The sequence below is a fragment of the Limimaricola soesokkakensis genome (genome assembly GCF_900172345.1).
Classification (GTDB): Bacteria; Pseudomonadota; Alphaproteobacteria; order Rhodobacterales; family Rhodobacteraceae; genus Limimaricola; species Limimaricola soesokkakensis.
The window spans coordinates 187,876-208,110 of record NZ_FWFY01000001.1; the positions used below are offsets into that span (position 1 = coordinate 187,876).

Here is a 20,235-nt window from a genome sequence, read left to right on the forward strand (position 1 = left end):
TCGGGTTCGCGGAAGCCGGGATGGCCGCCGATCTGGTCCTTGTGATGGGGTGCCTCTGGTCTCGGTCCGGGCGGGCCCCTACACTAGGGACTATGGGTGCAAGCATTCTTCCCTTCAAACCTGTCCTCGCGGCATTGGCGATCAGCGTTGCGGCTGTGCTTCCCGTGCAGGCGCAGGAGGCCGATCGCGTCGCGCGGCTGTTCGAGGATTTGCGGACCGCCGACCCGGAGCAAACCTCCGAGATCGCGTCCGGGATCCGCGAGGCATGGTCGCGCAGCGGCTCGGCCACGGTCGACCTGCTGCTGGATCGTGGGCGCGAAGCCCTGGGTAACGGCGACGGCCGGACCGCGATCGAGCACCTGACCGCGGTGATCGATCATGCCCCCGATTTCGCCGAAGCCTATGCGCTCCGGGCCAACGCCTATTACCTCGCCGGCCTGACCGGCCCCGCTATCGAGGATCTGCGCGCGACGCTGGCGCTTGAGCCGCGGCATTTCGGCGCGTTGCAGGGCTTTGCCGTTCTGCTCGAGGAGATGGGCCGCCCCGAGGATGCGCGCGAGATATGGGACCGGGTGCTGGCCTTGATGCCGCATGACCCCCAGGCCAACGAGGCCGCGCAGCGCCTCGACATCATGCTAGGCGGCCGCACGCTCTGATCTTTCCCGCCCCGCTCGGCGGGCGACCACAGGACCTCCCATGACCCCCTCCCGCATCGGCGCCGTGCTCGGCCCCACCAATACCGGCAAGACGCATTACGCGATCGAACGGATGCTGGCCTATCGCACCGGCATCATCGGCCTGCCGCTGCGACTGCTTGCCCGCGAAGTCTATGACCGCATCGTCAAGGCGCGCGGCCCCTCGGTGGTGGCGCTGGTGACGGGCGAGGAGCGGATCGTGCCGCCGCGCGCCGCCTACTGGGTCTGCACCGTCGAGGCGATGCCCGAGATGGATGCCGATTTCCTCGCCGTGGACGAGATCCAGCTCTGCGCCGACCCCGAGCGCGGCCATGTCTTCACCGACCGGCTGCTGCGCGCGCGCGGCCGCTACGAGACGCTGTTCCTCGGCTCCGAAACCATGGCGCCTGCGATCCGCAGCCTCGTGCCGGAGGCCGAGACCATGCGCCGCGACCGGCTCTCGACGCTCAGCTACGTGGGCTCGAAGAAGCTCAGCCGGATGCCCGAACGCTCCGCCATCGTCGGTTTCTCGGTCGATAGCGTCTATGCGATCGCCGAGCTGATCCGCCGCCAGAAGGGCGGGGCCGCCGTGGTGATGGGGGCGCTCTCGCCGCGGACCCGCAATGCGCAGGTCGAGATGTACCAGAACGGCGATGTCGACTATCTCGTCGCCACCGACGCGATCGGGATGGGGCTCAATCTCGATATCGGCCATGTCGCCTTTTCCTCGCTGATCAAGTTCGACGGCCACAAGATGCGCCATCTCGCCCCCGACGAGCTGGCGCAGATCGCCGGTAGGGCCGGGCGACACCGCACCAATGGCAGCTTCGGCGTCACCGGCGAGGCGCCGCCGCTCGAGGACGAGGTGATCGAGGCGATCGAGAACCATCAGTTCCGGCCGGTCACCCGCCTGTTCTGGCGCAATTCCGACCTGCAGTTCGGCTCGCTGAAGCGGCTGATCCAGACGCTCGAGCAACGCACGAACAACCCTTGGTTGGGCCGGGTGCGCGAAAGCGACGATCTCGCGGCGCTGAAATCGCTCGCCGCCGATCCGCTGATCCAGAGCCGCGCGCATGACGGTGCCTCGGTGCGGCTGTTGTGGGATGTCTGCCGGCTCCCGGATTTCCGCGGCATCGGCCGGGGCGAGCATGCAGAGATGGTTGGGCAGATTTTCGCGCATCTGCAGGATCGCGGCCGCATTCCCGACGACTGGTTCGCCAAACGCATCCAGCGTATCGATCGTACCGACGGCGATATCGACGCGCTGTCGAAACGGCTGGCCTATATCCGTACATGGACCTATGTGGCCCAGCGCCGTGGCTGGGTCGGGGATGAAAGCCATTGGCGCGAGATCACGCGCGGAGTAGAAGATCGCCTGTCGGATGCGCTGCATGGCGCGCTGACTCAAAGATTCGTGGATCGGCGGACCAGCGTTCTGGCCCGGCGGCTCAAGCAGAAGGAGGTCATGGTGGCCGAAGTGACAGACAACGGCGACGTGACGGTCGAGGGCGAATTCGTCGGACGGCTGGAAGGATTCCGGTTCCGCGCCGACAAGGCGGGTGGCCCGGACGAGGCGAAGACGCTCAGGCAGGCGGCGGACAAGGCGCTCGCGCCGCAGTTCCACCTGCGCGCGGATCGCTTCTACAACGCGCCCGACACCGAGATCGATGTGACCGAGCAGGGCGGCCTGATGTGGGGCTCCTCCGCCGTGGGCAAGCTGGTTTCCGGCGCCGATCCGTTCAAGCCGCAGGTCGTGGCCTATGTCGACGAAGAAGCCGGCCCCGAGATCACCGAGAAGGTGAAGCGCCGCCTTCAGCACTTCATCGACCGCAAGATCGCCGCGACGCAGGAGCCGCTGCTGGCGCTGGGCGGTGACGAGACCCTGACCGGCCAGGCCAAGGGCTTTGCCTACCGCATGGTCGAGAATTTCGGCATCATTCCGCGCGGCGACGTCGCCGAAGAGGTGCGGGCGCTGGATCAGGAGGCGCGCGGCGCGCTCCGCAAGCACGGTATCCGCTTCGGCCAGTTCACCGTGTTCATGCCCGCGCTCCTGAAACCCGCGCCGACCCGCATCCGCCTCGTGCTCTGGGCCCTGTCGAAGAACCTGCAGGAGTTTCCCGAGACGCCGCCGCCGGGTCTCGTCACCGTGCCCGCCACGCGTGGCGCCGTGCCGGGCTACTACGCGATGGCGGGCTACCGCGCCGCCGGCGAGCGGGCGATCCGCATCGACATGCTGGAGCGCCTCGCGGACATGCTGCGCGACCGCGACAGCAAGGGCGGCTTCGAAGCCGTGCCCGACATGCTCTCGATCACCGGCCTGTCGCTCGAGCAGTTCGCCGAGCTGATGACCGGACTGGGCTACAAGGCGGAGAAGGGCGAGCGTCCCAAGGCCAAGCCCGCCCGCGCCGCTGCCTCCGAGGAGGTGCCGGGCGAGACCCCCGACACCACGCCGCCGGCACCCGAGGGGCCGGATGTTCCGGGCAATACGCCGCCCGAGGCGCCGGATCAGCCCGACGCGCCGGGCATCACCCCGCCCGACGCTCCCGAGCAGCCGGACCTGCCGAACGAGACGCCCGAGGTGCCGGATCGGCCGGACAATGCGCCGGCGAGCCCGACCGACGTGCCGGGGACAGAGCCGGACCTGCCGCCATCCGAGCTGCCAGGGCAATCCCCCGATCGCGGCCCGGCGCCAGCGCCCGACGAGATGCCCGACAGCGATCCGCCCGCGGGCATTCCGGCGGGCACGCCGACTGAGATCCCGCCCGGCACCATCGCCGTGGGCGAGACCGCCCCGCAAGGCGCAGAGGAGGCCGCCGAAGCCGAAGTGGCGGAAATGGAGACCTTCTATACCTTCACCTGGGCCGGGCGCGGACAGCGCCGGGGCGGTGAGGGCGCGAAGGGCCGACGGCAGGGCGGCAAACCCGATCATGCCCGCAAGGAAGGCGGCGCTCCGCGCGGCGCCAAGGGCAAGCCGAACGGTCGCGGCGAGGGCAAGGGCGACGGCAAGCGCCGCGGACCCAAGCCGGAGCAGGGCGAGCGTCCGCGCAGCTTCTCTTCGCAGCCGCAGCGCGAGAAGAAGATCGACCCCGACAATCCCTTCGCCGCCGCGCTGGCAGGCTTCAAGCGCGATTGAGCCGGGGCGACACCAACCCGGCCGAGGCGCGGCGCGAAACGCTGCGCCTCGACAAGTGGCTCTGGCAGGCCCGGTTCTTCAAGACCCGGAGCCTCGCCGCCACTCTGGTCTCCAAGGGCCGGGTGCGGGTCAATGGTCAGCCCGCCGCGCGCCCCTCGCGCGGCGTCGGCGCGGGCGACGTGCTGACCTTTCCGCAAGGCCGCGCGATCCGGGTGATCCGGATTCTCGCGCTCGGCGAACGGCGCGGGCCCGCCCCCGAGGCGCGTATGCTCTACGACGATCTCGATCCGCCGGTTGTCCCGCAGCCCGGTGACGACGGCGGAGAGGAAGGGTCGGCGACGCTTGAATGACCCTGCGGACTGTTCTAGCTAGGCCGCAACAAGCATCGAGGGCCCGCCAATGACCTATGTCGTCAAGGACAACTGCATCGCCTGCAAGTACACGGATTGCGTCGAGGTCTGCCCCGTCGACTGCTTCTACGAGGGCGAGAACATGCTCGTCATCCATCCCGATGAGTGCATCGATTGCGGTGTCTGCGAGCCCGAATGCCCGGCCGACGCGATCAGGCCCGACACCGAGCCGGACGTCGAGAAATGGGTCGAGTTCAACCGCAAATACTCCGAGATCTGGCCGGTGATCGTCACCAAGAAGGATCCTCTGCCCGGGGCCGAGGAAATGGACGGCAAGCCCGGCAAGATGGAGCTCTTCTCGGAGAAGCCCGGCGAGGGCGGCTGAGGCCGCTGCGCGGCATCGAAATGGGCCCTGCGCGTCCCCGCTTCCGTCGGGGGCGTTTTTGTGGTATGTTGTTTCGGTAATGCTGCTGAAAACCTGATCCCACTTGGCCGTAAATGCCCCTGACGGACCCTTTCGGTTCGCCAGGTTCTTTGCGTGTCGTACTCACAGTGCGGATCTACAGGAAGGACATCATGAGCAAGAAGAAAAACGAATTCCGTCCCGATGATTTCGTGGTCTACCCCGCCCATGGCGTCGGCAAGATCGTCTCGATCGAGGAGCAGGAAGTGGCGGGCATGTCGCTCGAACTCTTCGTGATCTCCTTCGAGAAGGACAAGATGACTCTGCGAGTGCCGACTCACAAGGCCACCGAGGCCGGTCTGCGCTCGCTGTCGTCGCCCGATGTCGTGGCGCATGCGCTCAAGACCCTCAAGGGCAAGGCCAAGGTCAAGAAGGCGATGTGGTCGCGTCGGGCACAGGAATACGAGCAGAAGATCAATTCCGGCGATCTGATCGCCATCGCGGAGGTCGTCCGCGACCTGCACCGCGCCGACGACCAGCGCGAGCAGTCCTATTCCGAGCGTCAGCTCTACGAGGCCGCCCTCGAGCGGCTGATCCGCGAGATCGCGGCCGTTTCGGGCAACGACGAGACCGCCGCCGCCCGCGAGATCGACGGCGTTCTGGTGAACCGCGCCGCCGCCGCCTGATCGGCTATATCGCGACGAGATAAGGGCCGCACCGAGAGGTGCGGCCCTTTCGCGTGACGCCCGTCACATCGGGTGTGCCTCTGATCGAAGGCGGAGCCGGCACGGGGGAGATCCACCCGTACCGGCCATGTCCGCCGCTCGAACCCGCTAAGCCGGATTCGCGATCAAAGCTTCTGCGGCAGCGCGCGCCAGCCGATGTCGCGGCGGCAGAATCCCTCCGGCCAGTCGATCGCATCGACCATCCGGTAAGCTGCCTCGCGCGCCTGTGCGAGAGTCTCGCCCCGCGCCGTGACGTTGAGCACCCGCCCGCCATTGGCGGTAACGGCGCCGTTCCGCGCGGCTGTACCGGCGTGGAACACCATTTCCGACGAGTTTTCCTCGAGCGCGTCAAGGCCGCGGATTTCCGAGCCCTTCTCATAGCTGCCCGGATAGCCCTTGGCCGCCATTACCACGGTCAACGCGTGATCCTCGGCCCATTGCGCCTCGACGCTGTCCAGCCGCCCCTCGGCGCAGGCCTGGATGAGGTCGAGCGCCTGACCACCGAGCCGCATCATCAGCACTTGGCATTCCGGGTCGCCGAAGCGGACGTTGTACTCAACGAGGCGCGGCTCGCCATTGCGGATCATCAGCCCGGCATAGAGAACGCCGGAATAGGGCGTACCGCGCTTGGCCATTTCGCGCATCGTGGGACGGATGATCTCGTCGAGCGCCTTCCTCGCCACCGTTTCGTCGAGGATCGGCGCCGGGGAGTAGGCGCCCATACCGCCGGTATTAGGCCCGGTATCGCCGTCGCCCACGCGCTTGTGGTCCTGCGCCGTGCCGATAGGCAGCACCGTCTCGCCATCCACAAGCACGAAATAGCTGGCTTCCTCACCCTCCATGAACTCCTCGATCACCACCTCGGAGCCCGCCGCGCCGAACTCGCCGCCGAACATGTGCTCGAGTGCGGAGACCGCCATGTCGCGCTCAGTCGCCACGACGACGCCTTTGCCGGCGGCCAGCCCGTCAGCCTTGATGACGATCGGCATCGGCTGCTTGGCAAGGTAGGCGCGGGCCGATTCGAGTTCCGAGAAATGCGCGTATCGGGCGGTCGGCGCATGGGCGGCGTCGCAGATCGCCTTGGTGAAGCTCTTGGAGCTTTCGAGCCGAGCCGCCGCGGCGGAGGGGCCGAACACCTTGAGCCCGGCCGCGCGACAGGCATCCGCCACGCCCGCGGCCAAGGGCGCCTCGGGGCCGATGATGACGAGATCGACGGCGTTCTCCGTGGCAAAGCCCGCCACCGCATCGCCGTCGAAGATGTCGATATCGGCGCATTCGGCGATCTGCGCGATCCCGGCATTGCCCGGCGCCACGATCAGCCGGTCGCATTTGGGATTCTGCAGCACCGCCCAGGCGATGGAATGTTCGCGCCCGCCGGACCCGAGGATGAGAATGTTCATGTCGCGTCTCCTGCGCCGCTTACCATCGGCGCCGCTTCTATGCGCGACCTGCCCCTTGGGCAATCATGTGGCCGATCGGTAACGAAGCCGAGAGCCAGGTCTATTGAACATGGCTATATAATCAGGCGACCGCATATAACGAGGAGAGGACAGGGCGGATTTCCTATGCGATTCAATAATTTCATTGCGGCAACGGCCGTCGTCGCGGCGCTCGCCGTGCCTGCGGCTTCCGCCGACCATGCCTCCCTGTCCGAAATATTCATGCAGTTTCCGCCGGCCGAGCGTCGCGCGATGCAGGAGGAACTGGCGCGCGCCGGGTTCTACGGCGGCAATCTGAACGCGAGTTGGGGCGCCGAATTCGCGGTCGGATTGTTCGGTGCCGCTGACTTCCTGTTCGCCACCACGCGCGGTCAGGTCAAACTGGACATGAGTTCGGCCGAGGGGATCGAGGATTTCATGAGGGACCTCGCCGACAGGGCCTATTCCGAGTGGCTCGAAGAGGTGGAGACGGGCAGCCGCGACGAGGTCGAGCCGGGGTTCTAGCCCCGTTGCCCCGCGCGCCGCTCTGGTGCAGACAGAGCGCATGGACCTGTTCGAAGACGACGCTCCCGAGGCGGGCGACAACGCGCATGAGTTCACCGTTTCCGAGATTTCGGGTGCGGTGAAGAAGACCATCGAGGGCGAGTTCGGCCATGTCCGGGTGCGCGGCGAGGTGGGCCGCGTCACCGTGGCGCGCACCGGCCACATGTATTTCGATCTGAAGGACGACCGCTCGGTTCTGGCCGCGGTCAGCTGGAAGGGGCAGGTCGCCAAGCTCAGCCATCGCCCCGAGGAGGGGATGGAGGTCATCGCCACCGGCCGCATGACCACCTTCGGCCCGCAATCGCGCTACCAACTCAATGTCGAGGAGGTGGTCCCGGCGGGTGCCGGCGCGCTGATGGCGATGCTGGAAAAGCGACGTCAGGCGCTGGCCGCCGAGGGGCTGTTCGATGCCGCGCGCAAACGACCGCTGCCTTATCTGCCCGAGATCATCGGCGTCGTCACCTCGCCGACGGGGGCGGTGATCCGCGACATCCTGCATCGGCTGCGCGACCGGTTTCCGCGCAAGGTGCTGGTCTGGCCCGTGGCGGTGCAGGGGAAATCCTCGGCCGCCGAGGTGGCCGCAGCGATCCGCGGCTTCAACGCCATGTCGCCGGGCGGCGCGTTGCCGCGCCCCGATCTTCTGATCGTGGCGCGTGGCGGCGGCTCGATCGAGGACCTGTGGGGCTTCAACGAGGAGATCGTGGTCCGTGCCGCGGCCGAAAGCGCGATCCCCCTGATCTCGGCGGTCGGCCACGAGACCGACACCACGCTGATCGATCACGCCTCCGACCGTCGCGCGCCCACCCCCACGGCGGCAGCCGAGATCGCGGTGCCGGTGCGGGCCGAGTTGCAGGCGGTGCTGGCGCAGTTCGGCGCACGGCTGGGGCAATGCACGCATGCGGGCCTCGATCGGCGGGCAGAACGATTGCGCGACCTTTCACGCGCTCTGCCGCGCCCGGAGGCGCTTCTGATGGCACCGGCGCAGCGGCTCGACGCGCTCGAGACACGGCTGCCCGGGGCGCTGCGCGCCGCCATCGCGAAGAAACGGATCGAGCTGTCGGACCACCCGCTTCGCCCCGGCCTCGTCACCCGCGCCGTCGAACGCAGCCGCGACCGGCTGGAGGCGGCCGCGGGACGGCTGCCGGGCGCGCATCGTGCCGGGCTGGCGCAAAAGCGGCTGCGGCTCGAAGGGCTGCGGCTCAACCCGGCGGCGCTCGACGCGGCGCTCCGGCGAGAGCGGCGGGATTTCGAGCGTCTCGCGGCGCGTCTGCGGCCCGACCTCGTCACCACGCGCCTCGAGCGCCAGCGCGAGCGTCTCGCAGCGCTCGAGCGGCTGCGCGTCACGCTGGGCTACGAGGCGACGCTGGCACGTGGCTATGCGGTGGTGCGCGGCGACGGCCATGTAGTCACCAACCTGTCTGAGGCGCAGGCGGCTACGGCGCTGGAGATCGAGTTCCGTGATGGGCGGCTGCAGGTCGGGCAGGGGGCCAAGCCCAAGCGCGCCACTAAGCCCGTGACGCCACCCGAGCAGGGCACGCTGCTCTAAACGCCGACCTCCGGCTGGCACGATAGCGGCGTCTCGCTGTCCTGGGTCTCGTAGAGCTGCGGCATGTCCGGGTCGTTGATGAACTCGGCGCTGAGCCGTCCGTCCCGGTCGTAGAAGCGCCAGCATTCCGGGCCGGTGCCGTCCTCATAGGCAAAGCAGATCGCACCCGCATTGGGGTACCATTCCCCGTCGAGGCAGCGCCCGTCGAGGAAGGACCACGTCACCTGTCGGTCGGGCCCGTAGCGTTCCATGCCATAGGGAGCGCCGCCGCTCTGGTAGGTCAGGGTCCGGCCCTGCACCCGGGCGGCAAACTCCTCGGGGCTCAGCGGCTCAGCCTCCTGCGCCTGCAAGGGCAGGGCGGCGAGGGTCATCAGGGCGATCAGGCGAAGCGACATCATGCGTTCAGGCTCTCACCCCGCCGCCTGCACCGCCAGCCCTTTTGCAGAGGTTGCGCGCCATTCCGCCACGGGCGAATCCATCGCTGGCCATCTCTGCCCCGATTGGACAGCAGGGTCGCCGGGCGTTCTGCGCGCGCAGTGCAGTGACAAACGCACGGACATGCCTCCCTTTCCAAGATGATCCGCAATGGTTAGGTGGAGAAGGTATTCTCAAAGACAGCAGGACCGGGCCGCGCATGTCGTTTTTCGGAAAACTCAAAGACCGGCTCTTCACCTCATCCTCCAAGCTGGATCGCGGGCTTGAGGAAATCGTCGGGGAGGGCGGTGAAGCCGTCGAGGCAACGCAGCCTGCCACGACCGATCACGCCGCGCCCCCGCCGGAACCTCAGCCCGAACCGGCCCCCGAGGCCGCGCCGCGCCCGGAACCCAGCGCCCCCGCCGGCCCGCGCCCGGCGACCCCGGATGCGGAACCGCCCGTCGCGCCGCCGGTGACGCCGGGCATGCCCGCCGCGCCGGTGACGCCACCCGCGCCGCCCGTGCGCGAGGAACCCGCACACGAAGCCGCGCCGCAGCCCGAGCCGGCTCCGGAACCGGCGGCGCAGAAGCCGGGTCTTCTGGGCCGTCTCTTCGGCAAGGGAGGGGAAGCCGCCGCGCCGCGGCGCGAGCTCGACGACGCGATGCTGGAGCGGCTCGAGGAACTGCTGATCCAATCCGACATGGGCGTCGAGACGGCGCTGCGCGTCACCGCCAACATTGCCGAGGGCCGGATGGGCCGGAAACTCTCGGTGCCCGAGATCAAGGATCTGCTCGCGGGCGAGATCTCCCGCATCATGGAGTCGGTAGCCCGGCCGATGCCGCTCTACCCCAAGAAGCCGCAGGTGGTGCTGGTGGTCGGCGTCAACGGCTCGGGCAAGACCACGACGATCGGCAAGCTGGCCAGCCAGTTCCGCGAGGCCGGGAAGTCCGTGGTGATTGCGGCCGGCGATACCTTCCGCGCCGCTGCCGTCGAGCAGCTTCAGATCTGGGGCGATCGTGCCGGCGTACCGGTGATGACGGCGCCGCAGGGGACCGACCCGGCGAGCCTTGCCTTCGATGCGATGACCAAGGCCCAGGCCGATGGTGCCGACCTGCTGCTGATTGATACTGCCGGACGGCTGCAGAACCGTCAGGACCTGATGGAAGAACTGTCGAAGATCGTGCGGGTGATCCGCAAGAAGGATCCCGACGCGCCGCACAACACGCTCCTCGTGCTCGATGCGACGACCGGGCAGAATGCGCTGAGCCAGGTCGAGATCTTCCGCAACATCGCGGATGTGTCCGGCCTCGTGATGACCAAGCTCGACGGCACGGCGCGCGGCGGCGTGCTTGTGGCGCTGGCGGACCGTTTCGGCCTACCGATCCATGCCATCGGCGTAGGCGAGCAGATCGATGATCTCGCGCCGTTCGACCCAGAGGAATTCGCGCGCGCCCTCACCGGCGCGGAGGGCGAACTGGCTTAGTCGTGCCAGCCGAGTAGCCGCTCGACCTCGCGCAGAAGCATTAGAACGATCACCACCATTACCGAGGCCATCGCGGCGAGCGGGATCTGGCCGGCACCGCAGCCCAGCCCCACCGCCCCCGCGAGCCATAGCGAGGCACCGGTGGTGATGTTGCGCACCTCGCCCTTGGCGGTGAAGATGATCCCGGCGGCGAGGAAGGCCACGCCGGAGGTCACCGCTTCGATCAGGCGCAGGGGATCGATCCGCTTGTCGTCGGTGCCGCCGAAATCGAGCTGCGTGACCTCCTGCCCGAGCATCACGAACAGCGCGGCGGCCAACCCGACCAGGATATGGGTGCGCAGGCCGGCGGGTTTGCCGCGCCATTCGCGCTCGATCCCGATGATCCCGCTCAGGATGATCGCGGCCAGCAGGCGCATCGCCGCCACCCAAGGGCCTGTTGCCCTGAACCCGGTGGCGAGATCGGTCTGCAGCGCCTCGAACATGGATCGTAACCTCCTGCGTCAATCTGCAGGTAAACCGGAAATCACCGGCACGTGTTCCCATGCGTCCGCTGCACTGGTCGAACCGCGCATGGATGCGTATGTACGGCACCGCAAGCGGCGCGGGGCATGCGCCGAACAGGGGGAACGAGATGGCGCAACGCAAGATCAGCCCGTGGCTCAAGCAGGTTTTGGAGCTGGGCCCGACCCTGGCCTTCTTCCTCGTCTATCTGCGGATCAAGGATGACAGCTTCCTGATCGCCGGTACTGAGTATTCGGGTTTCATCCTCGCGACGCTGATCTTCATTCCGATCCTGCTGGTCTCGATGGGGGCGCTCTGGGCGCTGACCGGCGCGCTGAGCCGGATGCAGGTCTTTACCGCCTTCATGGTGATCTTCTTCGGCGGGCTTACCGCCTGGTTCAACGATGAGCGTTTCTTCATGATGAAGACCACCATCGTCTACGGCCTCTTCGCGGCGATCCTCGCCACCGGATTGGCGTTGGGCCGCAGCTGGCTCGAATGGGTGATGGGCGAGGCGCTGCCGATGCGGCACGAGGGCTGGATGCTGCTGACACGGCGGCTCATCGCGATGTTCGCGGGACTCGCCGTGGCCAATGAGATCGTCTGGCGCACCCAGACCGAGGAACTCTGGGTCAAGATCGAGACCTTCGCCTTCCCGGCGGCGCTGTTCCTGTTCCTGTGGCTGCAGATCGCGTCGCTGCAGCGCTACATGATCGAGCCCGAGAAGTAGCCGCGACCGCGGGTTTTGCGTATTTCGGGAACAAAGTTGCCGCCGGGTGCCGAGAGGGCCCGGCGGCATCGCGTTCAGCGGCTGCCGAACATGTGCTTTTGCTGGTCGCGATCGGCGCTGGCCTGACGCTTGTCGAGATGCAGCGCGACGCCGCGCGCGGTTGCGGGCCGGGCCTCCAGCGCGTCGAGCCAACGCTTCATGTGCGGGAAATTCTCGATGTCCTGGTCCTGGCGCTGCCAGAGCCGCGCCCATGAAAAGATCGCCATGTCGGCGATGGTGAGGTCGGGACCCGCGACGTGTTCGCTTTGGGCGAGCTGCCGGTCGAGCACGCCGTAGAGCCGCGCCACCTCGGACCTGTAGCGATCCTTGGCATAGGGAATGTCCTGCGGCGGCGTCATGTCGGGTGCATAGCGCAGGAAGTGATGCGCCTGTCCGGCCATCGGGCCCAAGCCCCCCATCTGCCACATCAGCCATTGGTCCACGGCGATGCGCTCGCGCTCGATCCTGCCGCAGAAGCGCCCGGTCTTCCGCGCGAGATACTGCAGGATCGCGCCGCTTTCGAAGATCGAGATCGGCGCGCCGTCGGGCCCATCGGGGTCGGTGATTGCGGGCATCCGGCCATTGGGCGAGAGCGCGAGGAACTCGGGGCGGCGCTGGTCGCCCGCGCCGATGTCGACCAGATGCACCGTGTAGGGCAGATCCATCTCCTCGAGCGCAATGGAGACCTTCCAGCCATTCGGCGTGGGCCAGTAATGCAGATCGATCGGGGCGGGCATGGGCGGTCCTCTGGCTGCGTTGCGCGAAGAGTTGCCGCATGGTGCAGCGGATGCAAGCAGGGCGGTGCGCTTGACCGTAGCGGGGCCGGGGGCTATCGCCACGTCAGACAGCGGCGCCGGGCCGGGGCGCGGCCCCGCGCCGTGCCAGCCCCGCCGCCCGGAACAACTGGGCCCGGAGGCCATGACATGACCCAATATCGCAAGCGCACCCGCGCCGTTCACACCGGCACCCGTCGCAGCCAGTACGGCGAGGTGAGCGAGGCGATCTACATGACGCAGGGCTTCGTCTACGACAGTGCCGAGGCCGCCGAGCAACGCTTCGTGAAGATCGAGGGCGACGAGTTCATCTACGCCCGATACGGCAACCCCACAGTGGCGATGTTCGAAGAGCGGCTCGCGAGCCTCGAAGGTGCCGAGGCGGGCTTTGCCTGTGCCTCCGGCATGGCGGCGGTGAACGGTGCGCTGACCTCGATGCTGCGCGCCGGCGACCACGTCGTGTCGAGCCGGGCGCTGTTCGGCTCGTGTCTCTATATCCTCGAGGAGATCCTGCCGCGCTACGGCGTCGAGGTGAGCTTCGTCGATGGCAAGAACATCGACGAGTGGAAGTCCGCGATCCGCGCCGACACCAAGGCGGTCTTCTTCGAAAGCGTCTCGAACCCGGCGCTCGAGGTGGTCGATATCGCCGCCGTGGCCGAGCTTACCCACGCGGTAGGGGCCAAGGTGATCTGCGACAACGTCTTCGCCACCCCGGTCTTCTCCGACGCGATCGCGCAGGGCGCCGACGTGGTCGTCTATTCCGCCACCAAGCATATCGATGGGCAGGGAAGGGCGCTGGGCGGCGTAATCCTCGGCACCGAGGAGCACATCCGCGGCGTGGTCGAGCCCTACATGAAGCACACCGGCGGCTCGCTCTCACCATTCAGCGCCTGGTTGATGCTCAAGGGGCTCGAAACCATCGAACTCCGTGTCAAGGCTCAGGCCGAGAGCGCGATGCGAATTGCCGAAGCGCTGTCGCAAGAAAGCAAGCTGGCCAAGGTTCTCTATCCTGGGTTGCCAGCGCACCCGCAGCACGACCTCGCGATGCGGCAGATGGGCGCCGGGGGCACGGTGGTGGTGTTCGACGCGGGCAGCCGTGACGCCGCGTTCAAGATCTTGAACGCGCTCGACATCGTGATCATCTCTAATAACTTGGGCGATGCGAAGTCGATCGCCACGCATCCCGCCTCGACGACGCATCAGCGGCTGCCGGAGGCCCAGAAGAGCGCGCTCGGCATCACGCCCGGGTTGATCCGGCTCTCGGTCGGACTCGAAGATGCCGAAGATCTGATCGCCGATTTGCGCCAGGCGATCGGAATGCTTTAATTTTGTTCGAACCATGTCGAAAGAGGGTTGACGGAAAGGCCAAGCAACCCCTCACTAACGGTATAGAAACCTATACTTAAGTGCCGCGCCGCCGGAGGAATTTGTATCGTGACCCAAGCCACACGTGATCTGCATCGCCCGGCGGCGCCCGCCAACCCCGACGCTCCCGGCCGTGACGACGCGGCGGCGGCATTGCGGTTGCTGCGCGTCTGGGCGGCTCAGGCCAGCCCCGAAGAGGTGGCGACGCTCGACCCGCTGGTCGGTCGTCTGCTGCCGGGCCAGGAACTGTCGAACTACCCGGCACTGGCCCGCGCCTATCCCGAGGATTTCGTCGTGGACGAAGCCTACCGGGAGATGCTGCCCGACCTGCAGAACGGGCCTGCCAGCCTGATCCGAGGCGCTGCGCGGCCGATCCAGCATGTCGGCATCTCGAACTTCCGCTTGCCGATCAAGTTCCACACCCGTGATGGCGGCGACATCGCGCTCGAGGCCAGCGTCACCGGCACGGTGAGCCTCGAGGCCGAGAAAAAGGGCATCAACATGTCGCGCATCATGCGGTCCTTCTACCGCCATGCCGACAAGACCTTCTCCTTCGAGGTGATCGAGACGGCTTTGGCCGATTACATCGCTGATCTCAAGAGCTTCGATGCGCGCATCCAGATGCGGGTGCGCTTCCCGATGCTGCGCCCGTCGCTGCGTTCGGGGCTTTCGGGCTACCAGTATTACGACCTGACGCTCGAGTTGATCGAACAGGCCGGCGTGGCCAAGCGGATCGTGCATCTCGACTACGTCTATTCCTCGACCTGCCCCTGTTCGCTGGAGCTGTCGGAGCATGCCCGCCAGTTCCGCGGCCAGCTCGCGACGCCGCATTCGCAGCGCTCGGTCGCGCGGCTTTCGGTGGTGGTCAATCCGGGGCCGGTCCTGTGGTTCGAGGATCTGGTCGAGATGGCCCGCGCCGCGGTGCCGACCGAGACACAGGTGATGGTCAAGCGGGAGGACGAGCAGGCCTTTGCCGAGCTCAACGCCGCCAACCCGATCTTCGTCGAGGACGCGGCCCGGCTCTTTGCCGAGCAACTCCTGGCCGATGAGCGCGTGGGCGATTTCCGGGTCATGGCGAGCCATCAGGAGAGCCTGCACAGCCATGACGCGGTCAGCCTGCTGACCGAGGGGCCGACCTTCGCGCAGGAGAGCCTCGACCCGCAGCTCTTCGCCAGCCTGCTGCACGCGGGCTGATCCGGGCAGGGCAGGCGCGGCGCTCTTGCCACGCCTTCCGACGGTATTTTCCCTTCGCTTGACAGGGCGAAGGGGCTAAGCCAACGCTCCGACATGATCGACCTGCGCCCCGTCGGATACGTGAACGGCCTTCTTCTGTCGGTGCTTGGCCTGACCATGCTGGGCCCGATGCTGGCCGATATCGCCGCCGGCAATGGCCACTGGCCGGTCTTCCTCGAAAGCGCGGTGCTGACGCTTCTGACAGGCGTGCTGATGGCGCTGTCGTGCCAGAACGGGGTAAAGCCGCGGCTCACGCTGCGGCAGACCTTCCTGATCACCTCCTCGGTGTGGATCACGCTGCCCAGCTTCGGCGCGCTGCCCTTCATCCTCGGCGTCACCGATAGCAGCATCACCGATGCGTTATTCGAAGCGATGTCGGGCATCACCACCACCGGTGGAACCGTGCTCGTCGGCCTCGACGATCTGCCGCGCGGGCTTTTGCTGTGGCGCGGCATCCTGCAATGGCTGGGCGGCATCGGCATCATCGTCGTCGCCATGGTGTTTCTGCCCGAGCTCAAGGTCGGCGGCATGCAGGTGTTCCGTTCCGAGGCTTTCGAGACCATGGGCAAAATCCTGCCTCGTGCCGCCGAGATCGCGAGCGGCATCTCGGTGATCTATGTCGGCATGACGCTGGCCTGCATGCTGGCCTACATCACCACCGGGATGGACCCCTTCGACGCGGCGGTGCACGCGATGACCACCATCGCCACCGGCGGTTTTGCCAATTCCGACGCCTCCTTTGCCGCTTACGGGGCCGGGGTGCACTATGTCGGCGCAGCCTTCATGTTCCTCGCGGCACTGCCCTTCGTCCGCTACGTCCAGCTCGCGGCGGGGCAGGCGCGGCCCCTGCTGCGCGACGCCCAGGTGCGTGACTTCTTTCTGGTAATCCTCGTCTGCGTTTTGCTGATCACGCTGTCGCTCGCGGATTACAGCCAGGGCTTCACCGAGCAGGCCTTCCGCGAGGCGCTGTTCAACGTGATCTCGATCATGTCCGGCACTGGCTATGCCAGTGCCGACTACATGACCTGGGGTCCATTCCCGGTGGCGATGTTCTTCTTCATCGGGCTGATCGGCGGCTGCGCCGGATCAACCGCCTGCTCGGTCAAGATCTTCCGCTACCAGATCCTCTTCGCATCGATCTCGGCCCAGATCCGCAAGATCCACCAGCCGCACGGAATCTTCACTCCGCGCTATGACGGCCGGCCGGTGCCGCCCGATGCGCTGTCCTCGGTGATGTCGTTCTTCGTGGTGTTCATCGTTTCGATCGGCATCACCTCTGTACTGCTGTCGCTGACCGGGCTTGATTTCATCACCAGCGTGTCAGGGGCGGCGACGTCGATCGCCAATGTCGGTCCTGGCCTCGGGCCGATCATCGGGCCCGCCGGCAATTTCGAGCCGCTGCCCGACGCGGCGAAATGGATACTCACGATCGCCATGTTCATCGGCAGGCTGGAGCTTCTGGTGGTGTTGGTCGTGGTCACGAGGGAGTTCTGGCGCTCATGAACAGGTCCGGTGCAGAAGGTCGCCCGCTAGGGGTGGAGATCGCGGCGGCCCTGGCCGATCGCGGCGTCGAGGTGGTGTTTGGCATCCCCGGCGTCCACAACCAGGAGATCTATCGCGGCCTCGACACCGCCGGGCTGCGCCACGTTCTGGCCAGGCACGAGCAGGGCGTGGGCTTCATGGCCGACGGCTATGCCCGCGCCACCGGGCGCCCCGGCGTGGCCTGCGTGATCTCCGGGCCCGGCCTGTGCAACCTGATGACGCCCTTGGGCCAGAGCTGGTCCGACAGCGTCGCGGTACTTGCGATCTCCTCCTGCCTGCCGAATGGCGGTCCGTCCGACCACCGGCTGCACGAGATGCGCGACCAGCGGGGTGCCGCGGCGGCGGTGACTGCCTGGTCCGAGGAGGCGCGCGACGCCGAACACGCCTACGCGCTGCTCGATCGCGCCTTTACCGGCTTTGCCGAGCGGCGCCCGCGCCCGGTCCATCTGCAACTGCCAATTCCGCTGCTCGAGGCCGGGGCGCCGCCGCCGCCGCCGCCGGTTCAGCCGACGCCGCCCCGCGCCCCCGATCCCGGACTGGTAAGGCGGGCCGCACGTATCCTTGGAGAGGCGCGGCGGCCGCTACTGATCCTGGGCGGCGGTGCCGCCGGGGCCGCCACCGAGGCGCGGGCCCTGGTCGCGCGGCTCGGCGCCGCGAGCTTCGTCAGCATTGCCGGGCGCGGCGTCATCGCGCCCGGCGACCCGTTGCATTACGGCAGCTTTCTCGCGCGCCCCGGCAGCGCCCGCGAAATCGGCCGGGCCGATGCGGTGCTGATCGTGGGCTGCGCCCTGTCGGAAACCGACCTGTGGCGCGAAGCGCCGGGCTTCGATCCGGCGGCGCGGGTGATCCGCCTCGACCTCGACCCCGCGATCCTGGCCGCCGATCGGCGCTCCGAATTGCGGCTGGCGGGCGATGCGACCGCGGGGTTGGCGGCGCTGCACGAGGCGCTGGGGCCGGGTGCCCCGATTGCGGAGTGGCAGCCCGATCGGGTCGATGCCGCGCGGCGCCGCTGGTTTGCCGAGATCGACGCCGAGCGCCCCGGCCTGTTGCCGGTGATCGACGCACTGCGCGCGGCGCTGCCCTGCGAAGCGATGGTGTTCTCGGACATGACCCAGCTGGCCTACGCGGCGGTCGAGGCCTGGCCCGCGCCCGCGCCGGGGCTGTGGCATCACCCCTCGGGCTTCGGCACTCTAGGTTATGCGCTGCCCGCCGCGATCGGCGCAGCGGTGGGCCGTCCCGATCTGCCGGTCGTTGCGCTGGCCGGGGATTACGGGCTGCAATACACGATCCCCGAGCTTGGAACGGCGGTCGAGCTTGGGCTGCCTTTGCCGATCGTGGTCTGGGACAATGGCCAGCTGGGCGAGATCGAGGCCAGCATGCGGGCCGCTCAGATCGCGCCGAATGCGGTGCATCAACGCAACCCGGATTTCTGCGCCCTGGCCCATGCCTGGGGGGCGCTGTCCGAAGCGCCCGAAAGCCTCGATGAAATCGGCCCGGCGCTTGAGCGCGCGTTCCGGGCCGATGGGCCGACCCTGATCCGGCTCACGCCGGATCTGTTCTGAGGCTCACTCCCAGCAGCTCACCAGGGCCGTCATTTCGCCCGCGCGCCGCGCCACCGCCTGAACCGTGTCCTCGACCCGTGCCTCGCTGCGCTTGGCCTCGATCCCGGCGGCATCGAGCGCGTCGAGCAGCGTCTCGCTCTCCAGCACCAGCGCCACGTCGTCGGGCAGCACACGATCCTCCTGCCGGTCGCCCGGCAGCAAGAGCCCGAGCACCGCGCCGCCCATGTCGAGCACCGGCCCGCCTACATCGCCGGGCTGGGTCTTCAACTCGAGCCGCTTGAGGTCCTCTTCGCCGCCCGGGCCCCTGATGTCGGCCAGCCGCCCGAAGGTGGTCGTCGCGAGAGACAGCGCTCCGCCATAGGGAAAGCCCGCCACCGCCACCTTGTCGCCGATCCGTGGCACACCGGTCTGGAAGGTGGCTATGCCGCGCGGCGCCAGCGGCGCGGCGGGACGCAGGAGCGCCAGCCCGGAGGCCGCATCCGCCATCTCGACCGAGGCACCGCGCAGCCCGTCAATCGCCACGTCGCCGCAGCCCGCCACCGCCTCGGCCGCGGTCGCCACGGTACCGGCCTCGTCGACGAAGACGCCGGCCCGCTCGCGCAGCGGCCGGCGCAGCTCCAGCCCGGCCACGAGATCGATCGACTGCGCCTCGTCGGCGGGCACCGCGGCGGGTTCCAACACGCCGGGGCGCGCTGCGAAGCTTGCCTGCATCCGTGACAGCAGCCGCTGGCGACGGCCTTCGTCACCGGCGGGCCAGATCAGCGCGAAGCCCTTGATCGCGCCGTCGATTACCGCGGCTTCGACATGGGTGACGTGGTTTGCGTCCGCGCCCTCGATCACGAAGCTTCGCGCGTCGAGGCCGCGTGGGCCCTCCGGTGGCACGATTTCCAGCGTCTGCATGATTTCGTAGAGCCCGGCGAGCCTTTTGGCGCCGCCGGATTGCGAGATCAGCAATACCTGAGCGTCCAAATCGCCGGTCGCGTCGTAATGCACGAAGGGTGGCCGCACCTCGCCGCGTGCGACCAGTGCGGTCGGCATCTCTACCGCGATCCCGGCCTGATCGTCGCTCACCAGTTCCAGCCCGAGCCCGTCGAGCACGGCCTCGTAGGCGTCGATCAGCGCCGCACGCTGGCTCGAGCTGAGCACACCGGTCGCCTCGAAGCCGTTCTGCCGCTGCCATTCGGCCATCGCGGCGCGCGTGCCTGCCCCGAAGGCGCCGTCGATGGCCGCGTCATAGACCCCGGCCCAGCGCAGGGCGACCTGCAACTGCTCGCGCGCGGCGCGGTCGAGCCGTGCCTCCGAGGCGCGGGCTTCGGCCAAGGTCTCGCGCGGCGCGGCGGGGGCAGGGAGTTCGGATGGCGCGGGGGCGACGGTCGCCTCGGTTTCGGGCGCAGCCGCGCCGTCCGGAGCGGTCGCGGCAGATGCGCGACCGGGCGCATCGCCGCGCGCACCCACCGGCCAGAAGCGCGAGCGATATTGGGTGCCATCGGCCACAAAGGCGTCGCCCGGGATCGCGCCCGCGGCCTTCAGTTCGCCCAGAAGCCGACGCGCCTCGTCCGGATCGTAGGGACCCAGCGCGATGCCGTACCAGCCCGAGCCCAACGCATAGCCCGACACCGCGTCGAACCGCCCGGCATATGCGCGAGCGCGGGCCTCGGCCTGGCTCAGCGTCGGCCGCGCTTCGACCTGCAGCCAGACGCCGCCATCCTGGGCCCAGCCGGGCCCCGAGAAGAAGCCGGTGGCGAGTAGGGCTGCAAGCAGTCGTTTCATGTGAATCGCG

Annotated in this window: 18 protein-coding genes; 13 read left to right on the forward strand and 5 right to left on the reverse strand. The window is 68.0% G+C overall.

Annotated features, from left to right (window positions below; all coding sequences use genetic code 11):
* The first annotated feature begins 155 nt into the window (after window positions 1–155).
* The 5 genes from LOS8367_RS00870 to LOS8367_RS00890 all read left to right on the forward strand — a co-directional run bounded on the left by LOS8367_RS00870 (window position 156) and on the right by LOS8367_RS00890 (window position 5,246).
* Window positions 156–656: a tetratricopeptide repeat protein gene (locus LOS8367_RS00870; RefSeq protein ID WP_242665474.1), complete on the forward strand. Its 501-nt coding sequence runs from the start codon at window positions 156–158 to the stop codon at window positions 654–656.
* A gap of 40 nt (window positions 657–696) precedes the next feature.
* Window positions 697–3,807 (forward strand): helicase-related protein, encoded by a 3,111-nt coding sequence (locus tag LOS8367_RS00875; protein ID WP_085894562.1) that lies wholly within the window; start codon window positions 697–699, stop codon window positions 3,805–3,807.
* The gene (locus LOS8367_RS00880) at window positions 3,804–4,157 is read left to right on the forward strand and encodes an RNA-binding S4 domain-containing protein (RefSeq protein WP_085894563.1); all 354 of its coding nucleotides are present in this window, start codon (window positions 3,804–3,806) and stop codon (window positions 4,155–4,157) included. Before LOS8367_RS00875 ends, LOS8367_RS00880 begins: the two co-directional genes overlap by 4 nt.
* Before the next feature lie 49 nt (window positions 4,158–4,206).
* Entirely contained in the window at window positions 4,207–4,542 is a 336-nt protein-coding gene (fdxA, locus tag LOS8367_RS00885) for a ferredoxin FdxA (protein WP_085894564.1), read from the forward strand.
* Between the two features lie 191 nt (window positions 4,543–4,733).
* On the forward strand, window positions 4,734–5,246 hold the full coding sequence (locus LOS8367_RS00890; RefSeq protein ID WP_017927150.1) for a CarD family transcriptional regulator: 513 nt from the start codon (window positions 4,734–4,736) through the stop codon (window positions 5,244–5,246).
* A 164-nt stretch (window positions 5,247–5,410) separates the two neighbouring features.
* On the opposite strand, the gene purD is transcribed toward LOS8367_RS00890, so the two are convergent.
* Window positions 5,411–6,685: a phosphoribosylamine--glycine ligase gene (purD, locus tag LOS8367_RS00895; protein WP_085894565.1), complete on the reverse strand. Its 1,275-nt coding sequence runs from the start codon at window positions 6,683–6,685 to the stop codon at window positions 5,411–5,413.
* Window positions 6,686–6,946: 261 nt separating this feature from the next.
* Here purD and LOS8367_RS00900 point away from each other — a divergent pair, with 261 nt between their 5' ends.
* Both LOS8367_RS00900 and xseA read left to right on the forward strand, forming a co-directional pair.
* On the forward strand, window positions 6,947–7,228 hold the full coding sequence (locus LOS8367_RS00900) for a hypothetical protein (RefSeq protein WP_133056275.1): 282 nt from the start codon (window positions 6,947–6,949) through the stop codon (window positions 7,226–7,228).
* A 40-nt stretch (window positions 7,229–7,268) separates the two neighbouring features.
* Entirely contained in the window at window positions 7,269–8,813 is a 1,545-nt protein-coding gene (gene xseA, locus LOS8367_RS00905; protein ID WP_085894567.1) for an exodeoxyribonuclease VII large subunit, read from the forward strand.
* Here the strand turns inward: xseA and LOS8367_RS00910 are convergent.
* A complete protein-coding gene (locus LOS8367_RS00910; protein ID WP_085894568.1) occupies window positions 8,810–9,211 on the reverse strand; it encodes a hypothetical protein in 402 nt (133 codons plus the stop codon). The genes xseA and LOS8367_RS00910 overlap by 4 nt on opposite strands.
* 236 nt (window positions 9,212–9,447) lie before the next feature.
* Between LOS8367_RS00910 and ftsY the strand changes: the two genes are divergently transcribed.
* Window positions 9,448–10,710, forward strand: a complete 1,263-nt coding sequence (gene ftsY, locus LOS8367_RS00915; RefSeq protein WP_085894569.1) for a signal recognition particle-docking protein FtsY — start codon at window positions 9,448–9,450, stop codon at window positions 10,708–10,710.
* On the opposite strand, the gene LOS8367_RS00920 is transcribed toward ftsY, so the two are convergent.
* On the reverse strand, window positions 10,707–11,192 hold the full coding sequence (locus LOS8367_RS00920) for an MgtC/SapB family protein (RefSeq protein ID WP_085894570.1): 486 nt from the start codon (window positions 11,190–11,192) through the stop codon (window positions 10,707–10,709). The genes ftsY and LOS8367_RS00920 overlap by 4 nt on opposite strands.
* Before the next feature lie 149 nt (window positions 11,193–11,341).
* Between LOS8367_RS00920 and LOS8367_RS00925 the strand changes: the two genes are divergently transcribed.
* Window positions 11,342–11,941 (forward strand): inner membrane-spanning protein YciB, encoded by a 600-nt coding sequence (locus tag LOS8367_RS00925; protein WP_085894890.1) that lies wholly within the window; start codon window positions 11,342–11,344, stop codon window positions 11,939–11,941.
* 74 nt (window positions 11,942–12,015) lie between these two features.
* On the opposite strand, the gene LOS8367_RS00930 is transcribed toward LOS8367_RS00925, so the two are convergent.
* Window positions 12,016–12,717, reverse strand: a complete 702-nt coding sequence (locus LOS8367_RS00930; RefSeq protein ID WP_085894571.1) for a glutathione S-transferase N-terminal domain-containing protein — start codon at window positions 12,715–12,717, stop codon at window positions 12,016–12,018.
* Between the two features lie 186 nt (window positions 12,718–12,903).
* Here LOS8367_RS00930 and metZ point away from each other — a divergent pair, with 186 nt between their 5' ends.
* From metZ to LOS8367_RS00950, 4 genes are all read left to right on the forward strand, one after another.
* Window positions 12,904–14,079 carry an O-succinylhomoserine sulfhydrylase gene (gene metZ / locus LOS8367_RS00935; protein ID WP_085894572.1) on the forward strand — a complete coding sequence of 392 codons (1,176 nt, stop codon included), beginning with the start codon at window positions 12,904–12,906 and terminating at the stop codon, window positions 14,077–14,079.
* 129 nt (window positions 14,080–14,208) lie between these two features.
* Window positions 14,209–15,312: a GTP cyclohydrolase FolE2 gene (folE2, locus tag LOS8367_RS00940; protein WP_085894891.1), complete on the forward strand. Its 1,104-nt coding sequence runs from the start codon at window positions 14,209–14,211 to the stop codon at window positions 15,310–15,312.
* A gap of 93 nt (window positions 15,313–15,405) precedes the next feature.
* Window positions 15,406–16,854, forward strand: coding sequence for a TrkH family potassium uptake protein (locus tag LOS8367_RS00945; protein ID WP_085894573.1), 1,449 nt, complete (start codon window positions 15,406–15,408; stop codon window positions 16,852–16,854).
* Window positions 16,851–18,455: a thiamine pyrophosphate-binding protein gene (locus LOS8367_RS00950; RefSeq protein ID WP_085894574.1), complete on the forward strand. Its 1,605-nt coding sequence runs from the start codon at window positions 16,851–16,853 to the stop codon at window positions 18,453–18,455. Before LOS8367_RS00945 ends, LOS8367_RS00950 begins: the two co-directional genes overlap by 4 nt.
* 3 nt (window positions 18,456–18,458) lie before the next feature.
* Here LOS8367_RS00950 and LOS8367_RS00955 read toward each other — a convergent pair whose 3' ends face one another.
* Entirely contained in the window at window positions 18,459–20,225 is a 1,767-nt protein-coding gene (locus tag LOS8367_RS00955; protein ID WP_085894575.1) for a trypsin-like peptidase domain-containing protein, read from the reverse strand.
* Window positions 20,226–20,235: the final 10 nt, after the last annotated feature.

Coding starts and splice junctions, on each gene's coding strand:
- LOS8367_RS00875 (WP_085894562.1), top strand. CDS start 697: ATGACCCCCTCCCGCATCGGCGCCGTGCTCGGCCCCACCAATACCGGC.
- fdxA (WP_085894564.1), top strand. CDS start 4,207: ATGACCTATGTCGTCAAGGACAACTGCATCGCCTGCAAGTACACGGAT.
- LOS8367_RS00890 (WP_017927150.1), top strand. CDS start 4,734: ATGAGCAAGAAGAAAAACGAATTCCGTCCCGATGATTTCGTGGTCTAC.
- purD (WP_085894565.1), bottom strand. CDS start 6,685: ATGAACATTCTCATCCTCGGGTCCGGCGGGCGCGAACATTCCATCGCC.
- LOS8367_RS00900 (WP_133056275.1), top strand. CDS start 6,947: ATGCAGTTTCCGCCGGCCGAGCGTCGCGCGATGCAGGAGGAACTGGCG.
- xseA (WP_085894567.1), top strand. CDS start 7,269: ATGGACCTGTTCGAAGACGACGCTCCCGAGGCGGGCGACAACGCGCAT.
- LOS8367_RS00910 (WP_085894568.1), bottom strand. CDS start 9,211: ATGATGTCGCTTCGCCTGATCGCCCTGATGACCCTCGCCGCCCTGCCC.
- ftsY (WP_085894569.1), top strand. CDS start 9,448: ATGTCGTTTTTCGGAAAACTCAAAGACCGGCTCTTCACCTCATCCTCC.
- LOS8367_RS00920 (WP_085894570.1), bottom strand. CDS start 11,192: ATGTTCGAGGCGCTGCAGACCGATCTCGCCACCGGGTTCAGGGCAACA.
- LOS8367_RS00925 (WP_085894890.1), top strand. CDS start 11,342: ATGGCGCAACGCAAGATCAGCCCGTGGCTCAAGCAGGTTTTGGAGCTG.
- LOS8367_RS00930 (WP_085894571.1), bottom strand. CDS start 12,717: ATGCCCGCCCCGATCGATCTGCATTACTGGCCCACGCCGAATGGCTGG.
- metZ (WP_085894572.1), top strand. CDS start 12,904: ATGACCCAATATCGCAAGCGCACCCGCGCCGTTCACACCGGCACCCGT.
- LOS8367_RS00945 (WP_085894573.1), top strand. CDS start 15,406: ATGATCGACCTGCGCCCCGTCGGATACGTGAACGGCCTTCTTCTGTCG.
- LOS8367_RS00950 (WP_085894574.1), top strand. CDS start 16,851: ATGAACAGGTCCGGTGCAGAAGGTCGCCCGCTAGGGGTGGAGATCGCG.
- LOS8367_RS00955 (WP_085894575.1), bottom strand. CDS start 20,225: ATGAAACGACTGCTTGCAGCCCTACTCGCCACCGGCTTCTTCTCGGGG.